Raw genomic sequence first — 25,581 nt, 5'->3', positions numbered from 1 at the left:
CGCAAAAGCCGTGCGAAAGCGCCCGAGCCTGCGGAAACCGTAACCGAGGCGGAAGCACCCGCCGAGGCACCTGCAGCGACAGAAACCGCCCCCGCAGTGGAAGCGGTTGCAGAACCTGCCGAAGCGCCCGCGGAAAAGCCCAAGCGCCGCACCGCGACGCGCAAGCCCGCCGCCGCAAAAGCGCCCGCCAAGCCCCGCGCACAGCGCAAGAAAAAGACCGACGCTGCCGAGGCAGACGCGGCCACCCCCGCGCCCGGCGCGGATGAGACCTCAAGCGAGGCGTAAATCTTGGCCATGACGGCCCCGATGACCCAGACACGCCAGCGGGGCCGTCCCTCGCTGGCGTCGCTTGCTTTCGACCTGACGCTTGGCGTTGCAGCGGCCCTGGGACAAGCGCCGTGGAACCTGTGGTTCCTGACGGTTCTTGCCATGGCGCTGCTGTGCTGGCGAATTGCACAAGCCCAAAGCGCGAACCGCGCAGCGTGGCACGCCTTTGGCGCGGGCCTTGGCCATTTCGCGCTGGCGATGTCGTGGATCGTCGAACCCTTCCTTGTCGAACCCGAGGTTTACGGCTGGATGGCCCCCTTTGCCTTGCTGCTGATGGCGGCGGGCGGGGCGCTGTTCTGGACCGCACCCGCATGGTTTTCGGCGAAACTCAGCCCCGGTTTCGCACGGGCGGGCGTGGCCTTCGCGGGGCTGATGGTGCTGTCGGACTGGCTGCGCGGCTGGATATTCACCGGACTTCCCTGGGCGCTGACCGGCCATATCTGGATCGCGACCCCGGCGGGTCAGACCGCTGCCAGTTTCGGGGCCATCGGCCTTTCCGCGCTGACGATGCTGGCCGCCGTGCTGCCGCTGATATTCTGGCGCAGCCACGCACGCTTTCCAGCCCTTCCCGGCGCGGTCCTGTCCACCCTGCTGATCGGCACGGCATGGAGCCATGGCATGGCACGGCTGGCCCACCCCCTGCCCGCCGATACCGATCACCACATCCGCCTGATCCAGCCCAATGCCACGCAGGCGCTGAAATGGGATCCCTATTGGTCTGAAGTGTTTTTCCGCCGCCTGCTGGACCAGTCCGCCGCCCGCGATCCCGGCAAGCCGGCGCCTGACGCGGTGATCTGGCCCGAAACGGCGGTGAATTTCCTGCTGGACCAGTCCGGCACCGCGCCTCAGGACATCGCGGCCTATGTCGGCGCGCCCGTCGTTCTGGGCATCCAGCGTTCGTGGGGCGAACGTTATTTCAACAGCCTGACCGAGTTTTCGTCCAAGGGCATCGGCCCGATCTATGACAAGTTCCACCTTGTCCCTTTCGGCGAATATACGCCCTGGGGCGATCTGATGGCCCGTCTTGGCATCCGCGCCTTTGCCGCCCAGCACGGCTTTGGCTACTCGCCCGGACATGGCCCCGAGGTGCTGCATCTGGAAACGCTGCCCCCGGTCCAGCCCCTGATCTGCTATGAGGCGGTGTTTCCCCAGCATCTGATCACTGGCGAAAACCGTCCCGCATGGCTGCTGCAGGTCACCAATGACGGCTGGTTCGGCAATCTTTCCGGGCCGTGGCAGCATCTGGCGCAGGCCCGCCTGCGCGCCATCGAATCCGGCCTGCCCCTGATGCGGGCGGCCAATACCGGGGTCTCGGCGGTGATCGACGCGCGTGGGCAGGTGCGCGCGGAACTGGGCCTGAACCTGGAAGGCCGGATTGATGCGCGCCTGCCTGGCGCGCTGCCGCCCACGCTATGGTCGCTGTGGCGCGACTGGCCTGCGCTGCTTCTGGCTTGCGCTCTGGTCATACTGGGTTTTTCCCGACGCAGGTTGACGACAACTGGGGCGTGATCTATCGCTGATCCGACCGTCACAACGGCTTCCTGGCGTGACGGCGTGATCTAACGGAGCAATTCTCATGGCCAGACAGAATTATGTGTTCACCTCGGAATCGGTATCCGAGGGGCATCCCGACAAATTATGCGACCAGATCTCTGACGCGGTGCTGGATGCGCTGCTGGCCGAAGATCCCATGGCCCGCGTTGCCTGCGAAACCTTCGCGACCACCGGCACCGTCGTCATCGGCGGCGAAATCGGCCTGACCGACCAGAAGAAACTGGGCGAATACATGGGTCGCGTGACGCAGATCGCCCGCGATACCATCCACGACATCGGCTATGAGCAGGAAAAGTTCCACTGGAACACCTGCCACGTCCACAACTACCTGCACGAACAATCGGCCCATATCAGCCAGGGCGTGGACCGCGACGGTGCGGGCGATCAGGGCATCATGTTCGGCTACGCGATCGACGAAACGCCCGAACTCATGCCCGCGCCGATCCAGTATTCGCACGCCATCCTGCGCCGTCTGGCCGAGGCGCGCAAATCCGGCGCCGAGCCGATGCTTGGCCCCGACGCCAAGTCGCAACTGTCGCTGCGCTATGAAAACGGCAAGCCGGTCGAAGTCACCAGCCTGGTCCTGTCGCATCAGCACAAGGACGAGGCGCAGACCTCGGACGACATCCGCGCGATCGTGGAACCCTATATCCGCGAAGTCCTGCCTGCCGAATGGCTGACCGAAAACACCGAATGGTGGGTCAACCCGACCGGCACCTTTGTCATCGGTGGGCCCGACGGCGACGCGGGACTGACCGGACGCAAGATCATCGTCGATACCTATGGCGGCGCGGCGCCACATGGCGGCGGCGCGTTTTCGGGCAAAGACCCGACCAAGGTTGACCGTTCGGCCGCCTATGCCGCGCGCTATCTGGCAAAGAACGTGGTCGCGGCGGGTCTGGCAAAACGCTGCGTGATCCAGCTTTCCTATGCCATCGGCGTAGCGAAACCGCTGTCGATCTATGCCGACACCTTCGGCACCTCGGAACTCCCCGAGGCCGAGATCGAGCGCGCGATCTCCCGCGCCATGGACCTGACGCCCCGCGGCATCCGCGAGCATCTGGACCTGTGCCGCCCGATCTATCGTCGCACGGCGGCTTACGGCCATTTCGGCCGCGCCCCCGAGGCCGATGGCGGCTTCTCATGGGAACGCACCGACCTTGCGGATGCGCTGAAGCGCGAGCTGTAAAGACAAGGGCCGGGGCGCAACCCCGGCCTTTCTCGGTTCTGGAAATACCCTGGGGGGAGCGCGGAACGCGCGGGGGGCAAAGCCCCCTATCCTTCAATCCTTGAAGCTGCGGCTGTCCTTGATCTGGTCCCAGGCCCAGACGACCTCTTGCAGCCGGTCTTCGTCGGACCGGTCGCCGCCATTCATATCAGGATGAAGATCCTTCACCAACGACTTGTATTGCTTGCGGATTTCTGCGCGGGTCCAGCTGTCCTTGGCCTCAAGGATTTCCAGCGCCTTGCGTTCGGTCGGCGGCAGCTTGCGGGTGGCGGTGCGCCGCACCTCGGGATTGGTGCCGTTTGCGCCCAGAATCTCCAGCGGGTCGCTGACGCCGTGGCGCGCCCATTTGTCTTCCTGCGCCGAACGGCCAAAGGGTTTGGTCGGGCGTTCCCAGACCGTGGCATTGTCCAGGAACTCCTGAAACTCGGCCTCTGACTGACCTTGGAAATAGTTCCAGTTCAGATTGTATTCGCGCACGTGATCCTTGCAGAACCAGAAATAGTCGTCGAGGTTGCGCGGCGATTTCGGCGCGCGATACTGGCCGGGTTCGTTGCACCCCGCCTTGTCGCAGCGCCGCGTCGAGGTCTCGAAAGCGCCGGACATGCCCCGCCGGCCCTTGGACCGCCGCTTCTTGTCCGAGGCTGCGGAAATATCGAATCCGAACGGGTCGTTCTTGCTCATCTGCCTGCCTTGTCCTGATCGGGACGCGCAGTCTAAGCTATTTCACGGGACATGAAAGGGGCATTCAGGATGATTGCGGACGAGATGCGGGAACGGCTTCAGCAGCTTCACCCGACACGGCTTGAGGTGATCGACGAAAGCGAAGGCCATCGCGGCCATGGTGGCTGGCGCGAGGGCGGAGAAACCCATTTCCGCGTCCGTATCGCCAGCGCGGAATTCGCCGGATTGGGTCATGTGGCACGCCATCGCCTTGTTCATCGCACATTGGGCGATATCGTGCCCAGAATCCACGCTTTGGCGCTGGAACTTGCGGAAAACTGAACCGTTAGCGCACCCAGACTTGCCGGTGTCACAGACGCCACGTAGAAGCCAGACAAAGCGCCATTACAAGGAATTAACCAAATGACTGCGCCCACGGATTTCAATGACCGCATGCTTTCCCTGGGCCTCGCCCGCGTCAGCGAGGCGGCGGCCCATGCCTCGGCCCGCCTGATCGGTCGCGGCGACGAAAAAGCCGCCGACCAGGCCGCCGTCAACGCCATGCGCGAACAGCTGAACATGCTGGACATCAAAGGTGTCGTCGTGATCGGCGAGGGTGAGCGTGACGAAGCCCCGATGCTGTATATCGGCGAAGAAGTCGGCACCGGCAGCGGTCCCGAGGTGGACATCGCGCTGGACCCGCTGGAAGGCACAACGCTGACCGCCAAGGACATGCCGAACGCGCTGACCGTGATCGCCATGGCCCCGCGCGGCACGCTGCTGCACGCCCCCGACGTCTATATGGAAAAGCTGGCCATCGGTCCGGGTTATGACAAGGACGTGGTCAGCCTGAACATGTCCCCGTCCGAGCGTGTGCGCGCATTGGCCAAGGCCCGTGGCGTCAAGGACAGCGACATCACCGTCTGCATTCTGGAACGCCCCCGCCACGAAGACCTGATTGCCGAAGTCCGCTCGACCGGCGCCGCAATCCGCCTGATCACCGATGGCGACGTGGCCGGTGTAATCCACTGCGCCGAAGCCGAGCTGACCGGCATCGACATGTATATGGGTTCGGGCGGCGCGCCCGAGGGTGTGCTGGCCGCATCCGCGCTGAAATGCATGGGCGGCCAGATGTGGGGCAAGCTGTTGTTCCGCAACGACGACGAAAAAGGCCGCGCGCACAAGGCAGGCATCACCGATCTGGACCGCATTTATTCGCGCGACGAACTGGTGACCGGCGACGTGATCTTTGCCGCGACCGGCGTGACCAACGGCTCGATCGTGGCTGGCGTCAAGCGCGAGCCGGGCTTCCTGCAGACCGAAACCATCCTGATGCGTTCCAAGACCGGTTCGGTCCGTCGCATGATCTATCGCAACCCGATCAAGTAAGGCCGAACCGGCCCCAGTTGAAACGGGACGCTTGATTGCCGGGCGGTCATGGGGGAATAAGCTCCATGACCGCCTTTCTTTCTGTCGAATCCTCGCTGACCGGACGCCTGTGGCGCGGTCCCGATGCCGCCCTTGAACGCGCCGCCGAGGCGCTGGCGCAGGACAGCCGCCTGCCCCTGCCCGTCAGCCGCGTTCTGGCCGCGCGCGGCATCCCCTCGCACGAGGCGGCGGGGTTTCTGGACCCGAAGCTGCGCGACCTGCTGCCCGATCCCCTGACCCTGCGCGACATGGACCGCGCGGCGGCCCGCATCGTCGCCGCCGTGCAGGCGCGTCAGCGCATCGCGATTTTCGCCGATTATGACGTGGACGGCGGATCATCCGCCGCGCTGCTGATCGACTGGCTGCGCCGTCAGGGCCTGGATGCGACCCTGTATATCCCCGACCGCATCGACGAGGGTTACGGCCCCAACATCCCCGCCATGCAGGGTCTTGCCGCGAGCCACGACCTGATCGTCTGCGTCGATTGCGGCACGCTTAGCCATGATGCACTAGCCGCCGCGCCCCGCGACGTGATTGTGCTGGACCACCACCAGGGCGCCGAGACTTTGCCCGACGTGCTGGCCGTGGTGAACCCCAATCGGCAGGACGAAGACGGCAGCCTTGGCCATCTGTGCGCGGCGGGCGTCGTGTTTCTGACGCTGGTGCAATGCAACCGCCTGCTGCGCGCGGCGGGTCTGCCGCAGCCCGACCTGATCGCGCTGCTGGATCTGGTGGCGCTGGCGACAGTCGCCGATGTCGCGCCGCTGATCGGCGTCAACCGCGCTTTTGTGCGGCAGGGCTTGGCGATTATGGCGCGGCGCGAACGTCCGGGTCTGGTCGCCTTGTCCGATGTGGCACGGCTAGACAGCGCCCCCAGCGCCTTTCATCTGGGCTTTCTGCTGGGGCCGCGCATCAATGCCGGTGGCCGCGTGGGCCGCGCCGATCTGGGCGCGCAATGCCTGTCCTGTGTCGATACCACTCTGGCCGGGAAATACGCCGCGGAACTGGACGATTTGAACCGCGAACGTCGCGCCATCGAAGCGGCGGTCCGCGAAGCCGCGCTGGCGCAGGTTGATGCCCGTGGCGGCACGCCGCTGGTCGCATGGGCCGCCGATCAGGGCTGGCATCCCGGCGTCGTGGGCATCGTCGCCGCCCGCATGAAAGAGGCGACGGGCCTGCCCTCGGTCGTGATCGGCGTGGAACGCGGCATCGGCAAGGGCTCCGCCCGGTCGGTGCCCGGCGTTGATCTTGGCCGCGCGATCCAGCGCCTTGCGACCGAGGGGCTGCTGCTGAAGGGTGGCGGACACGCCATGGCCGCAGGTCTGACGGTCGAGGAAGCGAAAATTCCCGCCGCGATGGAACGCCTGTCCGAATTGCTGGCACGCGAGATGGCCGAACGCACCGGCGCGGATGAACTGCGCATTTCCGGCCTGCTGGACCCTGCGGGCGCGACGGTCGAGCTGATGCAGATGCTGGAACGCGCCGGACCCTTCGGTCAGGCTGCCCCCGCTCCGCGTTTCGCCTTTGCCGATCAGGTGATCGACAGCGCCTCGACCATGGGGGACAGCCATCTGCGGCTGCGGTTCCGCAGCCCCGGCAGCGCGCCACTGGAAGCGGTGGCATGGGGCGCGATGACCGGTCCGCTTGGCCCCGCTTTGCTGGGGGCCAAGGGGCGGCGCTTCCATCTGGCGGGCAAGCTGGAGCTGTCGATTTGGGGTGGCAGGGAACGGGTGCGCCTGCGTCTGGACGACGCCGCAGCGGTGAGGTGAAAAAACTTCACCGAACTGCCATTTTTGTGCTTGCGTGATATGCGCGGCTGACCTAAACACCGCTCCACGCCGCAGGGCACTGACCCGGCGGAAACGAAAGTGGCCCGTTCGTCTATCGGTTAGGACGTCAGGTTTTCAACCTGAAAAGAGGGGTTCGACTCCCCTACGGGCTGCCACTTCTTCCTGTTACAAGCAGGTTGCGCGCCGAAAGCATCACGCTTTCCGGCGCATTTTCTTTTCTCCATCAGCCACTTCCGCGCCTTTCGAAAATTCGTCGGAAACTTTGGCGATACCCTCTTGCGGCTTTCCGCCGGGTGGCCTAAACGCCCCTCAGCCGCAGGCAAGCGGCGCATGATGTGGCCCGTTCGTCTATCGGTTAGGACGTCAGGTTTTCAACCTGAAAAGAGGGGTTCGACTCCCCTACGGGCTGCCACTTCCTTCAAATTGCCGGTTATGAAAAAGGGCGCTTAACGCGCCCCCGTTCGTTTATCCGACATCTTCAATGCGCCGCATCAGCATCAACGCCAGCCCCGAACAGATCAGCGTTGCCAGCATGATCGGACGCGCTGTTCCGTCATAAAGTTGACCCACGGGCGCTGCGATCAAAACCGCGCCGATGGTGGACACGGCCGCCACTACAGATGCCGCCATGCCCGCCAGATGACCCATGCGTTGCAAGGCCATGGCGTTCAGGTTGCCAAAGGTCACGCCCGCCATAAAGAACACGCTGACGGCCCACAGGAAGAATGCCGGGAACCGCAACGTCTGGGGCAGCAGATCGCCCCATACCAGCACGACCATCACGGCGGACACGCAGACCTGCATGGCATAGGCGCTGGTCACGATCCGCTTCATCCCAAGCCGCAGCACATAGCGCGCGTTCAGCACCGTTCCCGACCCCGACAGCAGTGCCATGACGGCGAACCATGTCGGGAAGCTGTCGGTCTTGCCATAGGTGTCCGCGAACAGCTGCTGGGCCGAGCTCAGCAGCGCAAACATCTGGCCAAAGCCCAGCGTCATCACCACCGCAATCATCCGCACCTGCGCATTGCCCAGCACCTCGCGCGCACCAGAGATCATGTTGCGGGCGTTCATGGGGCGGCGCTTCTCGACGGGCAGGGTTTCGGCCTGGCGCAGGTTCAGCCAAAGGCTGCCGATCAGCGCCAGCACCACGAAGGAACCGAACACGCCACGCCAGCCGACCAGATGGATCACCCCTGCCCCGACAGACGGCGCAACCGCCGGGATCAGGATGAAGATCATCATCACGAAGCTGGTGATCCGCGCCATCTCGCGCCCTTGATACAGATCGCGCACCAGTGCCAGCGAAACGATCCGCGGGGCCGCCGCGCCAAGCCCCTGCACGAAGCGGGCCACCAGCAGCATCTCAAGCGATTGCGCGAAAACCGCAGCAATCGCCGCCAGCGCATAGATGGCAAAGCCCAGCGTGATGACGCGCTTGCGACCGTAAGCATCCGATAGCGGCCCGGCCACGAACAGCCCCAACCCCATGCCCCCGACAAAGGCTGTCAGGACAAGCTGGGCGCGGTTCACGTTGTCAGGCGTCAGCACCTGCGCAATCTCGGGCAATGCGGGCAGCATCGAATCGATGGAAAAAGCGATGACCGCAAAGATCACGGCAAGCATCGCAATGAATTCGGGCTGGCTCTGCCGGGCGGCGGCTGGCGATGTCGTATCGGACATTGGGGGCCTCAAGGTATGGGAGCCTTTGCGGGGTATCCGCCCCCATCCAAAGGTGCAAGACCCGCGCCGTTGCACATTGCCGCGCGCAGGCTATATCTGGCGCATGAGCATGTCCCCACCCCTGAACCTGATGAAGCTTTGCGTCGGCTGCGATAGCCCGGCTGAACTGGCGGCCTGGCAAAAGGACCGCTGGAAAGGCGGCCCCGCGCGCCACGTCACCCGCATGTGGCCCAAGCGCGAGGCCGAGATTCTCAACGGCGGCTCGATCTACTGGGTATTCAAGGGGGTGATGCAGGCCCGCCAACGCCTGATCGGCATGGATGAGGTCAAGGGCGAGGACGGCATTCGCCGCTGCGCACTGGTGATGGAGCCAAAGCTGATCCGCACCGCCGCTGTCCCCCGCCGCCCGTTTCAGGGCTGGCGCTACCTGAACCCCGCCGACGCGCCCCCCGACCTGCCCGAAGGCCGCGAGGAGGAACCCAGCCTGCCCGCAGAGATCGCCCGCGCTCTGGCCGAAATGGGCCTGCGCTAAGGCGTCACCAGCCAAAGCCGATCCACGCGATCTGCGACATGTCATGAAGGCTGGATATTTGGAGCGGGTAGCGGGAATCGAACCCGCGCCAAGAGCTTGGGAAGCTCGTGTGATACCATTTCACCATACCCGCGCAGGCGACCCGATAGCATTGCAACCCGCCCTGCCGCAAGCCCCTTCTCGTGCGGCCCGCGGCTTCTCGGTTCTACAAATACCCAAATGCAACGCCTGCCACGCTGCGCGACCTCAGATCAACTCGCGCGCCTGATTACGCAGCAGGAATTTCTGGATCTTGCCGGTCGAGGTCTTGGGCAATTCCCCGAACACCACCGTCTTGGGTGCCTTGTAGCGGGCCATGTTCTGTCGGCAGAACTCGATCAACTCCTCGGCTTCGGCGTGGCGTCCGGCCTTCAGCGTGACGAAGGCGCAGGGCGTTTCGCCCCATTGCGGGTCCGGGCGGGCAACGACGGCGGCCTCCATCACGGCGGGATGGCGGTAAAGCACATCCTCGACCTCGACCGAGGAGATGTTTTCCCCACCCGAGATGATGATGTCCTTGCTGCGATCCTTCAGCTCGACATAACCGTCCGGGTGCATCACCCCCAGGTCGCCCGAGGCGAACCAGCCGCCGCGAAAGGATTTCTGCGTGGCGGCGGGGTTCTTCAGATAGCCCTTCATCACGTTATTGCCACGCATGAAAATCTCGCCCATCGTCGCGCCATCGGCGGGAACGGGAACCAGCGTTTCGGGATCGGCGACCATCAGCCCACCAAGCGCCGCGTTGCGCACGCCTTGGCGCGATTTCAGCCGGGCGCGTTCATCGGCGGGCCGGTCGTCCCATTCGTCCTTCCATGCGCATACGACCGAAGGACCATAGGTCTCGGTCAGGCCATAGGCGTGCGTCACCTCGATCCCCATTGCCTCGACCGCAGAGATCACGGCGGCGGGCGGCGGCGCGCCTGCGGTCATAACCTTGATCGGGTGATCAAAACCTTTCAGCTCATCGGGGGCATTGGCCAGCATGTTCAGAACGATCGGCGCACCGCAGAAATGCGTGACCTTTTCGTCGCGGAAAAGCCGAAAGATCGGCTCGGCCCGAACGGCGCGCAGGCAGATGCAGACGCCCGCATTCGCGGCGATGGACCACGGGAAACACCAGCCGTTGCAATGAAACATTGGCAGCGTCCACAGATAGCGCGCGTGCTGCGGCATCTGCCACGAAATGATATTGGCCATCGCGTTCAGCGTCGCACCGCGGTGGTGATAGACGACGCCCTTGGGATCGCCGGTCGTGCCGGATGTATAGTTCAGCGAGATCGCGTCCCATTCGCTTGCGGGCATCTGCCAGTCGAAATCGGCACTGCCCTCGGCCAGCAATTCCTCATAGCTGATCTGGCCCAGACGCGGCGCGTCGATCGCCGGATCAAGGATGTCCACGACCGGAATGTCGCGCCCGGCAATCTGCAGCGCCTGCGAGGCGGTATCGGCAAACTCGGGATCGACGATCAGCAGCTTCGCCTCGCCGTGGTTCAGGATGAAGGCCACGGTCTGCGCATCCAGCCGGGTGTTGATCGCATTCAGCACCGCGCCGGTCATGGGAATGCCGAAATGCGCTTCGAACATCTCGGGGATGTTGGCCGCGATGATCGCAACGGTATCGCCCTTGCCCAGCCCGCGCGCAGCCAATGCCCCTGCCAGCTGACGGCAACGGGCATAGGTTTCGGCCCAGTTGCGCCGCAGATCACCATGGATGACGGCAGGCGCATCGGGGAATGTCGCAGCCGCCCGTTCAATAAAGCGCAGGGGCGAGAGTTGTTCGAAATTGGCCGGCCCCGCCTCCAGCCCGGTTTCATAGATATTGCCTTGCGCCATTCTGTCCTGTCCTCCGCTTCATGCGGCGAATGGCCCCCTCTGCCCGCCGCGCTGGATCGAAGGTTAGCGCAGCTTCGAAGCACTTCGCCAGAGGCGTGACACCGTGGGCCGCTTGCCGCGCCGATCCGCGCATTCCGGGAGGTCATGTCACAAAAAGATTGAACATCGTCACGAAACCGTGGGTTATAGGCACAAAGTCAGAACATGCCCCGGAGCCCGATCATGTCAGCGCTTGTGCGCCGGTTTACCGTCACGTTCCTTTTGGCCCATGCCGCCGGGCTGGCCTGCGCACCCGCATGGGCGCAGGCGCCGGGGGGCGAAATGCCGCCCCCCACGGTCACGGTCGTCACCCTGCACGCGCAAGACGTGCCGCTGACGACCACCCTGCCCGGTCGCGTCACTGCCTCAGCCGAGGCCGAGGTGCGCCCGCAGGTCAATGGCATCGTCACCGAGCGCATGTTCGACGAAGGGCGGCAGGTCAAGCGCGGCGATCCGCTGTTCCGCATCGACCAGACCACCTATGAGGCGGCCGTCGCACAAGCCGAGGCGGCCGTGGCCCAAGCCCGCGCCACGGCCGACAACGCCCGGCGCGAGGCCGAGCGCGCGGGCGCGCTGCGCGACCGGCGCGTGACCAGCGAAAGCACCTCGGACACCGCCATCGCCACGCGCGACGCCGCCGAAGCCGCGGTGAAAGTGGCCGAGGCACAGCTTCTGTCCGCCCGGATCGAGCTTGAGCGCACCACAATCCGCGCCGAACTGGATGGCGAGATCGGCCTTGCGCAGACCAGCCAGGGCGCGCTGGTCACCGCCAGTCAGGCCAATCCGCTGGCCGTGATCCGCACGCTTGACCCGGTGCATGTCGATGTGACGCAATCGGCGGCGGAACTGATCCGCTGGCGGCGCGACATGGCCGCGCAAAACGCCGCGCAAGACGGCGAACATCCCGGCCAGACCGTTACCCTGCGTCTGGCCGACGGCACCGAATATCCCGAAAAAGGCACGCTGACCGCAGCCGAGCCTTACGTCAACGAAACCACCGGCGTCGTGACGCTGCGCCTGTCATTCGCCAATCCCGAACGCATTCTGCTGCCCGGCATGTATGTGCAGGCGGTGGTGCAGCAGGCCACGGCGCGCAACGTCATCCTTGCCCCGCAGGAAGGTGTCAGCCGCGACCGCCGCGGCCTGCCCGTGGCCATGGTGGTGAATGCGCAAAATCAGGTCGAAAGCCGCGAACTGACCGTATTGCAGGATCTTGGCAATGACTGGGTGGTCAGCAAGGGCCTGAACGACGGCGACCGCCTGATCGTCGAGGGTGTGCAGTTCATCGCCCCCGGCGCCCCCGTCAATGTCGAGGAGCGTCAGGCCGGTGCCCCGCCCACCGAAGGTGCGGCCCCGGACAGCCCGCCGCAAGGCGAAGCGCCTCAGCAGGAAGGCCAGGCACAACCGGCCCAGCCAGGCGAGGCAGCCCCAACGAGCGAGGCCGCCCCCGAAGCCGCAGCCCCCGCAGAAGGTGGCGCAGCCCCGCAGCAAACCGAAGGCACGACAGGCTCGGACGGTTAATCCCGTTTCGAGGTAATACCTACAGGAGCCTATAATGGCGCGCTTTTTCATCGACCGTCCGGTCTTTGCCTGGGTTATCTCGATCCTGATCATGGGGATCGGGCTGCTGTCGATCTTTACCCTGCCCGTCGCGCAGTATCCCCAGATTGCGCCGCCTTCGGTCACGATCCGCGCCACTTATCCGGGCGCGTCTGCGGATACGATCGCGAACACGGTCACGCAGGTGATCGAACAGCAGATGACGGGTTTGGACGGTCTGCGCTATTTCAACTCAAGCTCCAGCTCGGCAGGCACGTCCAGCACCACCCTGACATTCGAGACGGGCACGGATGCCGACATCGCGCAGGTGCAGGTCCAGAACAAGCTGGCGCAGGCGACGTCGCTTTTGCCCGAACCCGTGCAGCGTCAGGGCGTCACGGTCGAGAAATCGGCCGAGGGTTTTCTGATGGTGATCGGCCTGATTTCCGAAGGTGGAAAGCTGGAGGAGGTCGATCTTGCCGACTACATGATTTCGAACCTCGTGAACGATCTTAGCCGGGTCGAAGGCGTGGGCTCGGTCCAGATATTCGGTGCGCAATATGCCATGCGCATCTGGCTGGACCCGTCGAAACTGGCGGCCTACGAATTGACGCCGGGCGATGTGGTCAGCGCGGTTTCGGCGGAAAACGCGCAGATCTCGGCGGGGTCTTTCGGCAGCGAACCTGCGCCGCAGGGCCAGATGCTGAACGCCACGATCACTGCACAATCGCTGCTTTCCACGCCCGAGGATTTCGAACAGATCGTCCTGCGTGCCGAACCCGATGGCGGTCTGATCCTGCTCAAGGACGTGGCCCGCGTCGAAATCGGGGCCGAGGATTACGCGACCAGCGCCAAGTTCAACGGCAACCCCGCCTCGGGTCTGGCGATCAGCCTTGCCTCGGGCGCGAACGCGCTGGACACCGCCGAACGGGTCAAGGCGCGGATGGAAGAATTCGCCAAGTTCTTTCCCGAAGGCGTCAGTTACGTCATCCCCTTTGACACCACGCCTTTCGTCCTGATCTCGATTGAGGAGGTGGTGAAAACGCTGGTCGAGGCGATCGTGCTGGTCTTCTTCGTCATGCTGCTGTTCCTGCAGAACTGGCGCGCGACGCTGATCCCCACGCTGGCGGTCCCGGTCGTCATTCTGGGCACCTTCGGCATCCTTGCCGCGCTGGGATTCACCATCAACACGCTGACCATGCTGGCCATGGTGCTGGCCATCGGGTTGCTGGTCGATGACGCCATCGTCGTTGTCGAAAACGTCGAGCGGATCATGGAGGAGGAAGACCTTGAACCGCGCGAGGCGACCCGCAAATCCATGGGTCAGATCACCGGGGCGCTGGTCGGCATCGCGCTGGTCCTGTCGGCGGTGTTCGTGCCGATGGCGTTCTTTGGCGGCTCGACCGGGGTGATCTACAAGCAGTTCGCGATCACCATCGCATCGGCCATGGGCCTGTCGGTTGTGGTGGCGCTGACGCTGACGCCCGCGCTGTGTGCGACGCTTCTGCGCAACGAACACGGCCACAAGACACGCGGCTTTTTCGGGCTGTTCAACCGCGGATTCGACCGCACGATGCATGGCTACAGTTCGTGGGTGAACTGGATCATCCGGCGGCCTTTGCGGATGATGCTGGTCTATCTGGCGCTTGGCGCGGCGATGGTTTTCCTGTTCCTGCGCACCCCCACGGGTTTCCTGCCGGACGAAGATCAGGGCATCATGTTCGTGCTGGTCCAAGGCCCCACCGGGGCCACGACCGAACGGACCGAGGCGGTGATCGAACAGATCCAGCATTATTTCGCCGAACAGGAATCCGCGAATGTGGACAGCATGTTCGGCGTCACCGGCTTCAGCTTTGCCGGTCAGGGCCAGAACATGGGCATCGCCTTTGTGCGAATGAAGGACTGGGCCGACAGGCCGAACGCCGATCAGAACGTGCAGGCGGTGGCGGGCCGGGCATTCGGCGCCTTCAGCCAGATCCGCGATGCGATGGTCTTTCCCATCGTGCCGCCTTCGGTAATCGAGCTTGGCAACGTCTCGGGCTTCGATTTCTATCTGCAGGCCCGATCCGGCCAGACGCATGAACAATTGCTTGACGCGCGCAATCAGCTTCTGGGCATGGCTGCGCAGGACGGGCGCATCGCGCAGGCCCGACCCAACGGGTTGGAGGATGCGTCGCAATACAATCTGGACATCGACTGGCGCAAGGCGGGTGCCATGGGCGTGTCGGCCACCGATGTGGGCAGCCTGTTGTCCGTGGCATGGGCGGGAACCTATGTGAACGACTTCGTTGACCGGGGCCGCATCAAAAAGGTCTATGTGCAGGGTGAGCCGAACTCGCGTGCGCAACCCACGGACATCGACAAATGGCGGGTCAGGAACAGCTCGGGCGGGTTGGTCCCCTTTTCGAACTTTGCCGAGGGGCGATGGACCTTTGGTCCGCAGGGGCTGGACCGCTATAACGGCGTGCCCGCGATGCAGATACAGGGCAACCCGATCCCCGTCATCTCATCCGGCGAAGGCATGGCCGCAATCGAGGAGATCGCGGGCCAACTGCCCGACGGCTTCGACGTGGCATGGACCGGCCTGTCGCTGGAGGAGCAGCAGGCCGGAAACCAGACCACGCTGCTATATTCGCTGTCGCTGGCCGTGGTGTTCCTGTGTCTGGCGGCGCTTTACGAAAGCTGGTCGATCCCCTTCGCCGTCATGCTGGCCATGCCCATCGGGGTGCTTGGCGCGCTGGTCGGCGCGTGGCTGGGCAAGTTCGACAATGGCGTGTTCTTTCAGGTCGGCCTGCTGACCGTGATCGGCCTGACGGGCAAGAATGCCATCCTGATCGTCGAATTCGCCCGCGAACAGGCCGAACAACACGGCAAACCATTGTATGAGGCGGTGGTCGAGGCGGCACGCCAGCGGTTCCGCCCGATCATGATGACCTCGGTCGCGTTCTCGCTGGGGGTGCTGCCGCTGGTGCTGTCATCGGGGGCGGGTTCGAACGGGCGCAACACCATTGGCGCGACAGTGCTGGGCGGCACGGTGTCTGCCACGGTGCTGGGCATCCTGTTCGTGCCGTTGTTCTTCGTGCTGGTGCGCCGCGCATTGCGCCGTCCTGACCAGAAACCCACCGTCGCGCAAACTTGATCGTGGTGCTTGCCCCGCGCCAGCGCCGCGCCTAATCTGCTCGATCAGGGGAACTGCCGTCTGCGGCAGAGGGGGAACATGGACGCAACGGGCCAGATCGGCACGATGGCGAAGGCGCAGCCTGTCGGGCGGCGACGCGGCATGGCCCTGTCGGGGATCGCGCTTGGCGGCTCGGCCTTGGTCTGGATCGTGATGTTCGCCATTACCGTGACCGTGGTGATCTGGAATGCGCGGGATTCGGTCCGGCAGGAAACCGAATCCGCCTTTCGGCTGGCCAATGCGGCGGCGACGCTGCGCCTGCCCACCTCGTTCGGACGCAAGGACATGATGGCCGAGGCCGCGATGATCGCCGCCGATATTCGCAGCCAGCGCCATGTCACGGCCGAGCTGCGCGATGTGCAGGGCAAGCCCGTCCCCCTGCCTGACCTTGCGACACCACGGGACAAGGTGCCCGACTGGTTCGCCGCCCTGTTGCGCCCCGAACCGCAGCGCGATCTGATCCCGGTGACGCATTATCCCAACGTGCTTGGCGTCTTGGAAATCCGCACCGAGCCGTCGGATGAAATCGCCGAGGTGTGGCGCGACCTGCGTGTGCTGCTGCCGCTTTTGCTGGTCACGGCGCTGGTCGCAATCGGTGTGACGATGGCCGTGACGGGGCTGGTCTTGCGGCGTTTGGGCCTTTTGGGTGCGGCGCTTGATCAGATGCGGGCAGGCAATCTGGAACAGCGCGCGCCTCTGACCGGCCTGACCGAGCTGAACGATCTGACCGAAGGCGTGAACGCCCTTGCCGCGCATCTGGCGCAGGAACGGGCCGAAAACCGCCGCCTTCAGGCCCGCATGATGACATTGGCCGAGGCCGAGCGCGCCCGCATCGCCAGCGACCTGCATGACGAAATCGGCCCGCAGCTTTTCGCTTTGCACGCAGCCGTGGGTCAGGCCACGCGCCACAAGACCGATCCCGAACTGGCCGAGACGCTGGGCGCAATCTCTCGTCACTCGGATGCGATCCGCAAAAGCGCGCGGGCGGCGATTGACGACCTGCGCCTTGGACCTGCGGACGGCGCGTCCCTGCCCGAGATGCTGCATGAACTGCTGATCGAATTCGAAGACCTCGCGCCCAACACCGCCTTTCGTTTCGCTGCCGACGATGACCTGCCCGACCCCGATGAGGCAGGGCAGATCGCCATCTATCGCTTTGTGCGTGAAAGCGTGCTGAACGCGTTGCGTCACGCGGCCCCCGCGCAGATCGGCGTGGAACTGCGGGCGGGGTCCGAACTGGTCGCCCGCGTGACCGATGACGGCGTGGGTGCCGCCGTCTCGCAGCGGCGCGGCATGGGCCAGACGGGGATGCGCGACCGTGCCGCGGCGCTTGGCGCGACATGGCTGGCCCCCGAACGCCGCGATGAACGCACCGTTACCGAATTCCGCATCCCGATGAACCAAGGCGCGCCATGACCCAGACATCGACCGAAACCCTGCGCGTCCTGATCATCGACGATCATCCCGTGGTGGCCGAGGGCTGGGACCGCATCACCCGCGGGCGGCTGGATTGTCAGGTCATCGCCGCCTCGACCCCGTCACAGGGCTTTCAGGCATGGCGCAGGGAAGCGCCCGACGCCATCGTCGTCGATCTGACCATGGGCGATTCCAAGCTGGCCGGGGTGCGGCTGATCGAACGCCTGCGGGCGGCAGGGGCGGCGCAACCCATGCTGGTATTCACCATGCATCGAAGCCCGATCATCGCGCGCCGCGCGCTGCAAGCCGGCTGCAATGGCATCATCATGAAGGACGCGCCTTCGGACCAGATTTGCGACGCGCTGGAACAGGTGGCTGCGGGCGGCGATTACGTGCCCGCCGATCTTGCCCGCAAGATCGCGCTGCTGGAACGTCCCGGCGGCACGGCCCGTCCCCGCCTGACCCCGCGCGAACTGGACATTCTGCGCGCCATTGCCGAAGGGCTGGCTTACCGCGAAATCGCCGAACGCGCCCGCATCAGCTATAAGACCGTGTCGAATGTCAGCCAGACGCTGAAGGATAAGCTGGGTGCCAACAGCTTCGCCGATCTGGTCGTCAAGGCGATCCGGCATCTGGATGAGACCGGAGACCGGGTCTGACCCATGCCGCGCCCGCCGCAAAATCCCACCCCCGGACGCGCCGCAGCCCGACCTCAGGCCAAAAGGCCGCTGATCGGCACGCGCATCCGCGAACGCAGGCTTTCGCTGGGTTGTCGCCAGACCGAGGTGGCGCGGAGGGCCGAAATCTCGGCCGCTTATCTGAACCTGATCGAGCACAACCGCCGCCCCGTGGGCGAGGCGCTGCTGGCGCGGCTGGCCGAGGCGCTGGAAATCGACGCGACCGAGCTTGCCTCGGACCGCGAGGAGGCGCTGATCTCGGGCCTGCGAGAGGCGGCGGCGCTGGCACAGGACCATTCGCTGATCATCGAGCTGGACCAGATTGCGGAATTTGCCGCACGGTTTCCGGGCTGGGCCACGGCGCTGTCCGCCTCGGTCCGTCGGGCCGATGCACTGGAGCGGCGGCTGATCGCGCTGTCAGACCGCATGACGCGCGACCCCTATCTGCTGGCTACGTTGCACGAAGTCCAGTCAGCTGTAACCGCCGTGCGTTCGACCGCCTCGATCCTGTCGGAAACGCCGGATATCGAGACCGAATGGCGCGAACGTTTCCACGCCAATCTGGACAGTGACAGCCAGCGTCTTGCCCGCACCGCGCAATCGCTGGTCGCATATCTGGACACGTTCGAAGACGACGCCGTGCCCATGTCGCCGCAAGAGGAAGTCGAGGCGTGGATCGCCGCAGGTCAACCCCAGCCCGACGGTCTGGCATCGGATGCGGCGCGTGCTCTGGCGCAGGATTTGCTGACGGCGCAAGCCCGCGACCGGGCGATGCTGCCCGATGCGGAACTGGCCAGCGCCGCCGGTTCTTTCGACGGCTTCGACCCCGCGGCGCTGGCCGTGCGGATCGGTCGTCCGCTGGATCTGGTGCTGCGCCGTCTGGGCGTGCTGCGCCCCGGTCCATGGGCGAATGCCGGGCTGATCATCTGCGACGGTTCGGGCGCCACGCTGTTTCGCCATGCGCCGGGTGGGTTCGAACTGCCGCGCCCCGGTGAAGGCTGCGCGCTTTGGCCGCTGTTCGAGGCGCTGGCCCAACCTCAGCTGCCGGTGGTGCGGCTGATCGAAACGCCGGGCGGCGGGCGGTTTCTGGCATGGGCCGTGGCCGAAAGGCTGCTGCCCATGGGCTTTGACGGCCCGCCCCTTAGCCGCGCGCAGATGCTGCTGTTGCCCGCAGGTGGTGGCCATGACCGCACGCCTTTGGCGGTCGGTCCGGCCTGCCGCATCTGCCCGCGTCCGGCCTGCCCTGCCCGTCACGAACCCTCGATTCTTGGCCCGGCATGAGACCGCGCAGCCGTCGCCTGTTTCTGGGCCGCACCGCATATCGCCGCCGCCGCATGATCGAGGCGACGCGGCTGGTCCCCGTCATCTTTGCGCTGCTGGTGCTGCTGCCGCCGATCTGGTTGCCCGCCCGTTTCAGCTTTGCCGCCGGAACGATTTGGCTGGCCTGCGGCTGGAGCCTGACCATTCTGGCGACCGCGCTGCTGCATCGCGCCATCGGCTGGTCGGAAGACGCGCCGGAGGATGACGATGACGCCTGAGACGCTGGGCGCGGCGGGCATCATCTATGTCGCGGGCATGTTCCTTTTGGCCCATGCCGCAGACCGCGCGGCCGCGGCGGGCCGCTGGCGCTGGATGGACAGCCCGCTGGTCTACACGCTGTCGCTGTCGGTCTATTGCTCGGCATGGACGTTTTACGGCGCGGTCGGCTATGCCACGCGGTCCGGGCTGGAGTTCATGACCATCTATCTTGGCCCCGGCATCGTCTTTGCGGGCGCATGGTGGGGTCTGCGGCATCTGGTGCGGGTGGCACGGATGCATCGCGTGACCTCGATCGCGGACCTCATCTCTAGCCGCTTCGGCAAATCGGCGGGACTGGCGGCGCTGGTCACATTGATCGCCGTGGTGGCGGTGACACCCTATATCGCGCTGCAATTGCAATCCGTGCATATGGCTCTGTCGGCATTTGCCACCGATGGCCGCGTCGTGCCCGGCGGCATCGCGCTTTGGACGGGGCTGGGGCTGGCGGCGTTCACCATCCTGTTCGGCACGCGCAATCTGGCCGCCGACGAACGCCACCACGGCGTCGTCATGGCCATCGCGCTTGAGGCGGTGGTCAAGCTGCTGGCCTTTGTCGCCGTCGGCTGCTTTGTCCTGTGGGGACTGGCGGACGGGCCGGGCGACGTGCTGGCCCGCATCGACCGCATTGCCGCATCCCCCGAAGGCGCGGGCTGGATCATCAAGCCCGACCGCTGGGCCGTTCTGATCACCCTGTCGGGCGCGGCCGTCATCGTGCTGCCGCGCATGTTTCAGGTCATGGTGGTCGAGGCAAGCGATGACGACCGCCTGCGCCACGCGGGCTGGGCATTCCCGCTTTACCTGTTCGTGATGACCTTTCTGGTGCTGCCCATCGCCGTGGTCGGGCGCGACATGATGCCCGCAAGCGCCAATCCCGATCTTTACGTTCTGGAGCTGCCGCTGTCGCAGGGACAGGACGCGCTGGCAGGGCTGGCCTTTATCGGCGGCTTTTCCTCGGCCATGTCGATGGTTGTGGTCAGCGCCATCGCCGTTTCGACCATGATGGCGAACCATTGGCTGGTGCCTGTGTGGCTTTGGCTGCGCGGCGGCTTTCATGCCCGTCCCCTGCCCGGCGCAGGACGCGAGGATCTGCGCGCCATGATGCTGAACGCCAGACGGCTGGCGATCCTTGCCATTATCGGCGGCGGCTGGGCCTATCACCAGATGTCGGGCGGCACCTCGGCGCTTGCGGTCATGGGGATCGTCGCGTTTTCCGGCATGGCGCAGGTCTTGCCCGCAATGGTGGCCGGGCTGTGCTGGCGCGGCGCGACGCGCAGGGGCGCAATGGCCGGGATCGCGCTGGGGGCCGCGGTGTGGTTTTCGCTGATCTTCCTGCCCTCGCTGGGGTTGATCGGCGCGCCGCCCATGCCGGACGGGATCGACCCCTTTGCGGGCGCGGTTCTGCTGGCGCTGGGGCTGAACATGGCCGTGCTGACGCTTGTATCGCTGTTCGATTTCCCGAACCCGGTCGAACGGTTGCAAGCCCTGTCCTTTGTCCACGCCATCGCCCCCGACCGCTCGCCCCGCGATGCGGCGGGCGGCAACAGGGCCGAGGCGCTTTTGACGCTGGGAGGCAGGCTTTGGGGCAGCGACCGGGCGCTTTCGCTGTTTCGCGCCGCCACGCTTGAACAAGGCAAATCGGGCTATCTGCCGGATATGACCCCGCGTTTCCTGTCCGAGTTCGAGCGTCAGATCGCCGGGACCGTGGGCGCTGCGACCGCTGCCGCCCTGATGGGTCGCGTGACCGGGCGCGGCGGCGTGACCGTGGCCGACCTTATGGAGGTCGCGGGCGAGGCCAGTCAGGCCCGCGCCGACAATATCCGCCTTGAAACCGCGACCGAGGAACTGGCCCGCTCTGCCCGCAAGCTGCAAGAGGCCAATGACAAGCTGACCGCGCTTTCCGCGCAGAAGGACGCCTTTCTGGGCCAGATCAGCCACGAATTGCGCACGCCCATGACCTCGATCCGGGCGTTTTCCGAAATTTTGATGGATCCGCAGCTGGGTCGCGACGACCGCACCCGCTTTGCCGCGATCATCCATGACGAAACCCGCCGCATGACCCGCCTGATCGAGGATATTCTGGACCTTGCCGTGTTGGAATCGGGTCAGGCCAAGCTGCTGCCCCGCGTGCTGAACCTGCATGACCTGATCGAACGCGCGCTGCTTTCGACCCCTGCAGGCCCGGACGGGCGCAGGTTCACGCTAAGCCGTGACATTCCGGGCGAACAGCTGATGCTGATCACCGACGCCGACCGGCTGCTGCAGGTGCTGCTGAACGTTCTGGCCAATGCCCGCAAATATTGCGACGCGCCCGAACCCGAGATCCGCATCCAGACCCGCCGCCGCCCGGACGGCACGACCGAAATCGACATCGGCGACAACGGCACGGGCATCGCGCCTGCAAATCGCGCCCTGATATTCGAAAAATTCGCACGGCTGGACGATCCTTCGCGGGCAGGCGGCGCGGGGCTTGGCCTGGCGATCTGCCGCGAGATCATGCAATTTCTGGGCGGAACGATCGTCTATCTGCCCGGACAGGGCGGCGCGGCATTCCGCATCACGCTGCCCGCGCGTCCGCCGGGAATGACCGATCGGGAAAATGCCGGGGCCGTTTCCGGGTAAACCTTTTGGAAACCACTCGTTGCGATGCTGTCCCTTGGGGGTAACGACGATTCGGATATTGATATGGACAGCGTGAATTCGGAAAGCCCGGCTATTGGTGCCCCCGTCCTGCGCCGTATGATCGCCCAACGCGAAAAACTGCGCGGCCCCGCGTTGCAGACCGCGCTGGCGCTTCGCGATGCGGCACATGTCAGCACTGAACGCGCCGCCGCGACCGCGCTGGGGCGCGCCGCAGAACGGCTGCATCGATTGCCCGTCTTTGTCGAAAAGGCCGAATTTGGCCCGGTCAGCCTGTCGGAACTGTCCGAATTGCTGCCCGAACGCGCCCTGCTGGCCGTGTTGGAAGGCGGGCGGGACATGCTGGGGGTGATGGCGATCTGCCCCGCGCTGCTGACCTCGCTGATCGAGATGCAGGCGCTTGGCCGTGTCACCTCGCGCCCGCCCGTGCCACGGCGCGCGACGCGGACCGATGCCGCGATCACCGCCGATCTTGTGAACGGATTTCTGGCTGAGCTGACGCGGGAACTGGGCGGCAGACCGGACATGCCGGACTTTGGGCAGTTCCGTTATGCGACATATCTGGACGATCCCCGCCCGCTTGGGCTGATGCTGGATGACGTCGAAATGACGCGGTTGGTGCTGAAATTCCGCATCGGCGGCGGCGGTCAGCGCGACGGCTTGATCCTGCTGGCGCTGCCCGCGACGCATCTGGCCAAGACCAGGCCCGCCTCCGGCCAGATGCAGATCACCGCCGAAACGCCGCAGCAGTCGCCACCCGCACCAACGCTGGCAATCGCGATGCAGCAGGCCCCTGTCCGGGTCGTGGGGGTGCTGTGCCGCCGCACGCTGAGCCTGCGGACCCTGCGCGGCCTTGTGCCCGGTGCGGTGATCCCGCTTCCACAGAACGCACTGGACGATGCGCGGATCGAAACGACCGCCGGCCAGTTGCTGGCCCGTGGCCGTCTGGGTGAGGCAGAAGGGATGCACGCCATCCGGCTTAGGGCCAGTGCCGAGCCCAAAGCCACGCCGACCGACGCCGTGCCGATAGCGGATCTGGATCAGCCCGACGCCTTCCGAAGCGCACCTGATGCAGGACAGGCCACCCGTCACGCCCCACCTGAACAGGCCCGGTCGCATGGCTGAACAGCCCCGTTTCGGTCACAAAAACGGCCCATCCTGACACATTGCCCAAGCTCTCCTGCGCCTGCAAGTCAGATTCCCCTTGAAAATCCGGCCCTGCGGACGCATGTAGCGGGCGCCCGTCACATAGCGGGTCACCCTTACAGGAGAGAACATGGCCAAGGAAGAAATGCTCGAATTTCCCGGCGTCGTGAAGGAACTCCTGCCCAATGCGACATTCCGGGTCGAGCTTGAAAACGGCCATGAGATCATCGCACATATGGCAGGAAAGATGCGCAAGAACCGCATCCGCGTTCTGGCAGGCGACAAGGTGCAGGTGGAAATGAACACCTATGACCTGACCAAGGGGCGGATCAATTACCGCTTCAAGTAAGCCCTCTGCCCCATCTGCGGCCGCGTCCGCAGATGCAGGCAAGTGGAAGGCGGTTTTTCCATGACTGAACAGACCCAACCCCGCGCGGATGCCGCTGCCGGGGCTTTCGGCGTTCCCCGGCTGGTGCTGGGATCGGCCAGCCCGCGCAGGCTGGAACTGCTGGCCCAGATCGGCATCGTGCCCGATCAGGTGCTGCCCGCCGATATCGACGAAACGCCCCACCGCGCCGAAGATGCGCGCCACTATACCGCCCGCATGGCCCGCGAGAAAGCGCAAGCCCTGACGGGCGCGGATGGCGCGGTGCTGTGCGCCGATACCTCGGTCGTGGCGGGACGGCGTATTCTGGGCAAGCCCGAGGATGCGGATGAGGCGCGGGCTTTCCTGCGGCTTTTGTCCGGGCGGCGCCACCGCGTGCTGACCTCGGTCGCGCTGGCGCATGGTGGCAGATTGCACGAACGTCTGGTCGAAACCACAATCCGCCTGCGCCCCCTGTCCCCCACCGAGATCGAGGGCTACGTCGCCTCGGGCGAATGGCAGGGCAAGGCGGGCGGTTATGGCATCCAGGGCCGCGCCGGTGCGTTCGTCGCGTGGATGCAGGGATCATACAGCGCCGTGGTGGGCCTGCCGCTTGCGGAAACCGCCACCATGCTGGCGCATATCGGAATACGGGGGAAACCATGAAGGGACGTCAGATCGTTCTGGGTCAGGTCTTTGGCCGCGATGCCGCCGCGTTGGTGCAGGACGGCGTGCTGCAGGACCTGATCATCGACCCCACCGGCGCGACGCCGCTTGCCCCCGGCGCCATTTGCCGGGGCAAGGTGGACCGTCTGGTCAAGGGTCAGGGCGGCGTGTTCCTGCGCCTGCCCGATGGTGCCAAGGGCTATCTGCGCGACCGCGGTGGCCTGCGCGAAGGTCAGGCGCTGCTGGTTCAGATCAGCGGCGCGGCCGAGGATGGCAAGGCGATCCCGGTATCGTCGCGCCTGAATTTCCGGGGTCGCAATGTCATCGTGACACCGGGGATGCCGGGCGTGAACGTGTCGCGCCGCATCCGCGAAGATGACATCCGCGAGGAGTTGGCCGGTCTTGGCGAAGCCGCGATCGAGGGGCAGGCAGACGCCCCCGGTATCGTCTTTCGCAGCGCCGCCGCTCAGGCCGAACTGGACGAGATCGCGGATGAGCTGAACCAGCTTCTGGACCTTGCCCGCGCCGTGACCGCGGATGCCGACGGCCAGCCCGAATTGCTGCTGGACGCCCCCGAACCCGCCGAGGCCGCGTGGCACGACTGGGCCGAACCCGCGCCCGATGCGGTGGAAGACGGCCCCGATGCATTCGACCAGACCGGGACGACCGATGCAGTCGAGGCGCTGCTGTCGCCCCGCGTCGATCTGGGCGCAGGCGCTTGGGCCGAAATCGAGGCGCTGCGCGCACTGGTCGCGATCGACGTGAATACCGGCGCCGACACCTCGCCTGCCGCCGGGCTCAAGGCCAATATCGCATTGGCGCGCGATCTGCCCCGCCAGTTGCGGCTGCGCGGTCTGGGCGGGCAGATCGTCGTCGATTTCGCCCCGATGCCCAAGCGCGACCGTGGCACGCTGGAACAGACCCTGCGCGCCGCGTTCAAGGCCGAGGCCGCCGAGACTGTGCTGATCGGCTGGACCGCGATGGGACTTTTCGAGATCAGCCGCAAACGCGACCGGATGCCTTTGTCGCGCCTTGCCGAGACGCTGTGATGGCCTGTCCGATCTGCGGCAAGCCCGCCACCGAACGCTATCGCCCCTTCTGCTCGCGCCGCTGCGCGGATGTCGATCTTGCGCATTGGTTGCGGGGCGACTACCGCATTCCGGGCGAGCCCGTGGACGACCCCGATGCTGCCCTTGGCAACGCTTCCGGGCAGCGTGATACAGAAGAGTAAAAAATCTGTCTTTTCTCTCTGGACACCGCCGCGCGT

General features: G+C 65.4%; 21 protein-coding genes, 3 tRNA genes and 1 riboswitch. Of the genes, 20 read left to right on the top strand and 4 right to left on the bottom strand.

The annotated features are described in order from the left end of the window. The first annotated feature begins 306 nt into the window (after nt 1-306). Nucleotides 307-1,836 carry an apolipoprotein N-acyltransferase gene (lnt, locus tag FN835_RS09275; protein WP_142662937.1) on the top strand — a complete coding sequence of 510 codons (1,530 nt, stop codon included), beginning with the start codon at nt 307-309 and terminating at the stop codon, nt 1,834-1,836. 13 nt (nt 1,837-1,849) lie between these two features. Beyond that, a riboswitch (SAM-SAH riboswitch) is annotated at nt 1,850-1,897 on the top strand. Between the two features lie 6 nt (nt 1,898-1,903). After that, nucleotides 1,904-3,070, top strand: coding sequence for a methionine adenosyltransferase (gene metK, locus FN835_RS09270; RefSeq protein WP_142662936.1), 1,167 nt, complete (start codon nt 1,904-1,906; stop codon nt 3,068-3,070). A gap of 93 nt (nt 3,071-3,163) precedes the next feature. Here the strand turns inward: metK and FN835_RS09265 are convergent, their stop codons facing one another. Then, nucleotides 3,164-3,790: a J domain-containing protein gene (locus FN835_RS09265; RefSeq protein WP_142662935.1), complete on the bottom strand. Its 627-nt coding sequence runs from the start codon at nt 3,788-3,790 to the stop codon at nt 3,164-3,166. 69 nt (nt 3,791-3,859) lie between these two features. On the opposite strand from FN835_RS09265, the gene FN835_RS09260 reads away from it, so the two are divergent. The 5 genes from FN835_RS09260 to FN835_RS09240 all read left to right on the top strand — a co-directional run bounded on the left by FN835_RS09260 (nt 3,860) and on the right by FN835_RS09240 (nt 7,399). Then, nucleotides 3,860-4,111 (top strand): BolA family protein, encoded by a 252-nt coding sequence (locus tag FN835_RS09260; RefSeq protein ID WP_142662934.1) that lies wholly within the window; start codon nt 3,860-3,862, stop codon nt 4,109-4,111. An 81-nt stretch (nt 4,112-4,192) separates the two neighbouring features. Next, nucleotides 4,193-5,158 (top strand): class II fructose-bisphosphatase, encoded by a 966-nt coding sequence (glpX, locus tag FN835_RS09255; RefSeq protein ID WP_142662933.1) that lies wholly within the window; start codon nt 4,193-4,195, stop codon nt 5,156-5,158. A 65-nt stretch (nt 5,159-5,223) separates the two neighbouring features. Beyond that, the gene (gene recJ, locus FN835_RS09250) at nt 5,224-6,966 is read left to right on the top strand and encodes a single-stranded-DNA-specific exonuclease RecJ (RefSeq protein WP_142662932.1); all 1,743 of its coding nucleotides are present in this window, start codon (nt 5,224-5,226) and stop codon (nt 6,964-6,966) included. A gap of 101 nt (nt 6,967-7,067) precedes the next feature. Then, nucleotides 7,068-7,142, top strand: a tRNA-Glu gene (locus FN835_RS09245). A 182-nt stretch (nt 7,143-7,324) separates the two neighbouring features. Further along, nucleotides 7,325-7,399: transfer RNA gene (locus tag FN835_RS09240), tRNA-Glu, on the top strand. A 53-nt stretch (nt 7,400-7,452) separates the two neighbouring features. Here the strand turns inward: FN835_RS09240 and FN835_RS09235 are convergent. Further along, nucleotides 7,453-8,670: a multidrug effflux MFS transporter gene (locus tag FN835_RS09235; RefSeq protein ID WP_246098692.1), complete on the bottom strand. Its 1,218-nt coding sequence runs from the start codon at nt 8,668-8,670 to the stop codon at nt 7,453-7,455. Between the two features lie 109 nt (nt 8,671-8,779). Between FN835_RS09235 and FN835_RS09230 the strand changes: the two genes are divergently transcribed. Further along, on the top strand, nt 8,780-9,202 hold the full coding sequence (locus FN835_RS09230) for a DUF1489 family protein (RefSeq protein ID WP_142662931.1): 423 nt from the start codon (nt 8,780-8,782) through the stop codon (nt 9,200-9,202). Nucleotides 9,203-9,261: 59 nt separating this feature from the next. Here the strand turns inward: FN835_RS09230 and FN835_RS09225 are convergent. Then, nucleotides 9,262-9,335: transfer RNA gene (locus FN835_RS09225), tRNA-Gly, on the bottom strand. A gap of 113 nt (nt 9,336-9,448) precedes the next feature. After that, complete coding sequence (locus tag FN835_RS09220) at nt 9,449-11,074, bottom strand: acyl-CoA synthetase (protein ID WP_142662930.1); 1,626 nt, start codon at nt 11,072-11,074, stop codon at nt 9,449-9,451. A 222-nt stretch (nt 11,075-11,296) separates the two neighbouring features. Here FN835_RS09220 and FN835_RS09215 point away from each other — a divergent pair, with 222 nt between their 5' ends. The 12 genes from FN835_RS09215 to FN835_RS09160 all read left to right on the top strand — a co-directional run bounded on the left by FN835_RS09215 (nt 11,297) and on the right by FN835_RS09160 (nt 25,545). After that, a complete protein-coding gene (locus FN835_RS09215; protein WP_142662929.1) occupies nt 11,297-12,634 on the top strand; it encodes an efflux RND transporter periplasmic adaptor subunit in 1,338 nt (445 codons plus the stop codon). Between the two features lie 34 nt (nt 12,635-12,668). Then, nucleotides 12,669-15,791 carry an efflux RND transporter permease subunit gene (locus tag FN835_RS09210; protein WP_142662928.1) on the top strand — a complete coding sequence of 1,041 codons (3,123 nt, stop codon included), beginning with the start codon at nt 12,669-12,671 and terminating at the stop codon, nt 15,789-15,791. A gap of 78 nt (nt 15,792-15,869) precedes the next feature. Continuing rightward, the gene (locus FN835_RS09205) at nt 15,870-17,246 is read left to right on the top strand and encodes a LapD/MoxY N-terminal periplasmic domain-containing protein (protein ID WP_142662927.1); all 1,377 of its coding nucleotides are present in this window, start codon (nt 15,870-15,872) and stop codon (nt 17,244-17,246) included. Next, nucleotides 17,243-17,905 (top strand): response regulator transcription factor, encoded by a 663-nt coding sequence (locus FN835_RS09200; RefSeq protein WP_142662926.1) that lies wholly within the window; start codon nt 17,243-17,245, stop codon nt 17,903-17,905. The genes FN835_RS09205 and FN835_RS09200 overlap by 4 nt, the downstream gene beginning before the upstream one ends. Before the next feature lie 3 nt (nt 17,906-17,908). Next, a complete protein-coding gene (locus FN835_RS09195; RefSeq protein WP_142662925.1) occupies nt 17,909-19,204 on the top strand; it encodes a helix-turn-helix domain-containing protein in 1,296 nt (431 codons plus the stop codon). Further along, a complete protein-coding gene (locus tag FN835_RS09190; protein WP_142662924.1) occupies nt 19,201-19,461 on the top strand; it encodes a hypothetical protein in 261 nt (86 codons plus the stop codon). Before FN835_RS09195 ends, FN835_RS09190 begins: the two co-directional genes overlap by 4 nt. Further along, complete coding sequence (locus FN835_RS09185; protein ID WP_142662923.1) at nt 19,451-22,120, top strand: ATP-binding protein; 2,670 nt, start codon at nt 19,451-19,453, stop codon at nt 22,118-22,120. Before FN835_RS09190 ends, FN835_RS09185 begins: the two co-directional genes overlap by 11 nt. Nucleotides 22,121-22,183: 63 nt before the next feature. Further along, nucleotides 22,184-23,263: a FliM/FliN family flagellar motor C-terminal domain-containing protein gene (locus FN835_RS09180; RefSeq protein WP_142662922.1), complete on the top strand. Its 1,080-nt coding sequence runs from the start codon at nt 22,184-22,186 to the stop codon at nt 23,261-23,263. Nucleotides 23,264-23,414: 151 nt separating this feature from the next. Continuing rightward, nucleotides 23,415-23,633, top strand: coding sequence for a translation initiation factor IF-1 (gene infA, locus FN835_RS09175; protein WP_010397442.1), 219 nt, complete (start codon nt 23,415-23,417; stop codon nt 23,631-23,633). 60 nt (nt 23,634-23,693) lie between these two features. Next, entirely contained in the window at nt 23,694-24,314 is a 621-nt protein-coding gene (locus FN835_RS09170) for a Maf family protein (protein WP_142662921.1), read from the top strand. Next, nucleotides 24,311-25,363: a ribonuclease E/G gene (locus FN835_RS09165; protein ID WP_142662920.1), complete on the top strand. Its 1,053-nt coding sequence runs from the start codon at nt 24,311-24,313 to the stop codon at nt 25,361-25,363. The genes FN835_RS09170 and FN835_RS09165 overlap by 4 nt, the downstream gene beginning before the upstream one ends. Next, on the top strand, nt 25,363-25,545 hold the full coding sequence (locus tag FN835_RS09160) for a DNA gyrase inhibitor YacG (RefSeq protein ID WP_142662919.1): 183 nt from the start codon (nt 25,363-25,365) through the stop codon (nt 25,543-25,545). The genes FN835_RS09165 and FN835_RS09160 overlap by 1 nt, the downstream gene beginning before the upstream one ends. The last annotated feature ends 36 nt before the right edge of the window (nt 25,546-25,581 follow it).

This window comes from Paracoccus laeviglucosivorans, assembly GCF_900182695.1.
Taxonomy (GTDB): Bacteria; Pseudomonadota; Alphaproteobacteria; order Rhodobacterales; family Rhodobacteraceae; genus Paracoccus; species Paracoccus laeviglucosivorans.
The sequence above is the reverse complement of the archived record's forward strand: the minus strand, read 5'-3'. Positions and strand labels throughout refer to the sequence as shown.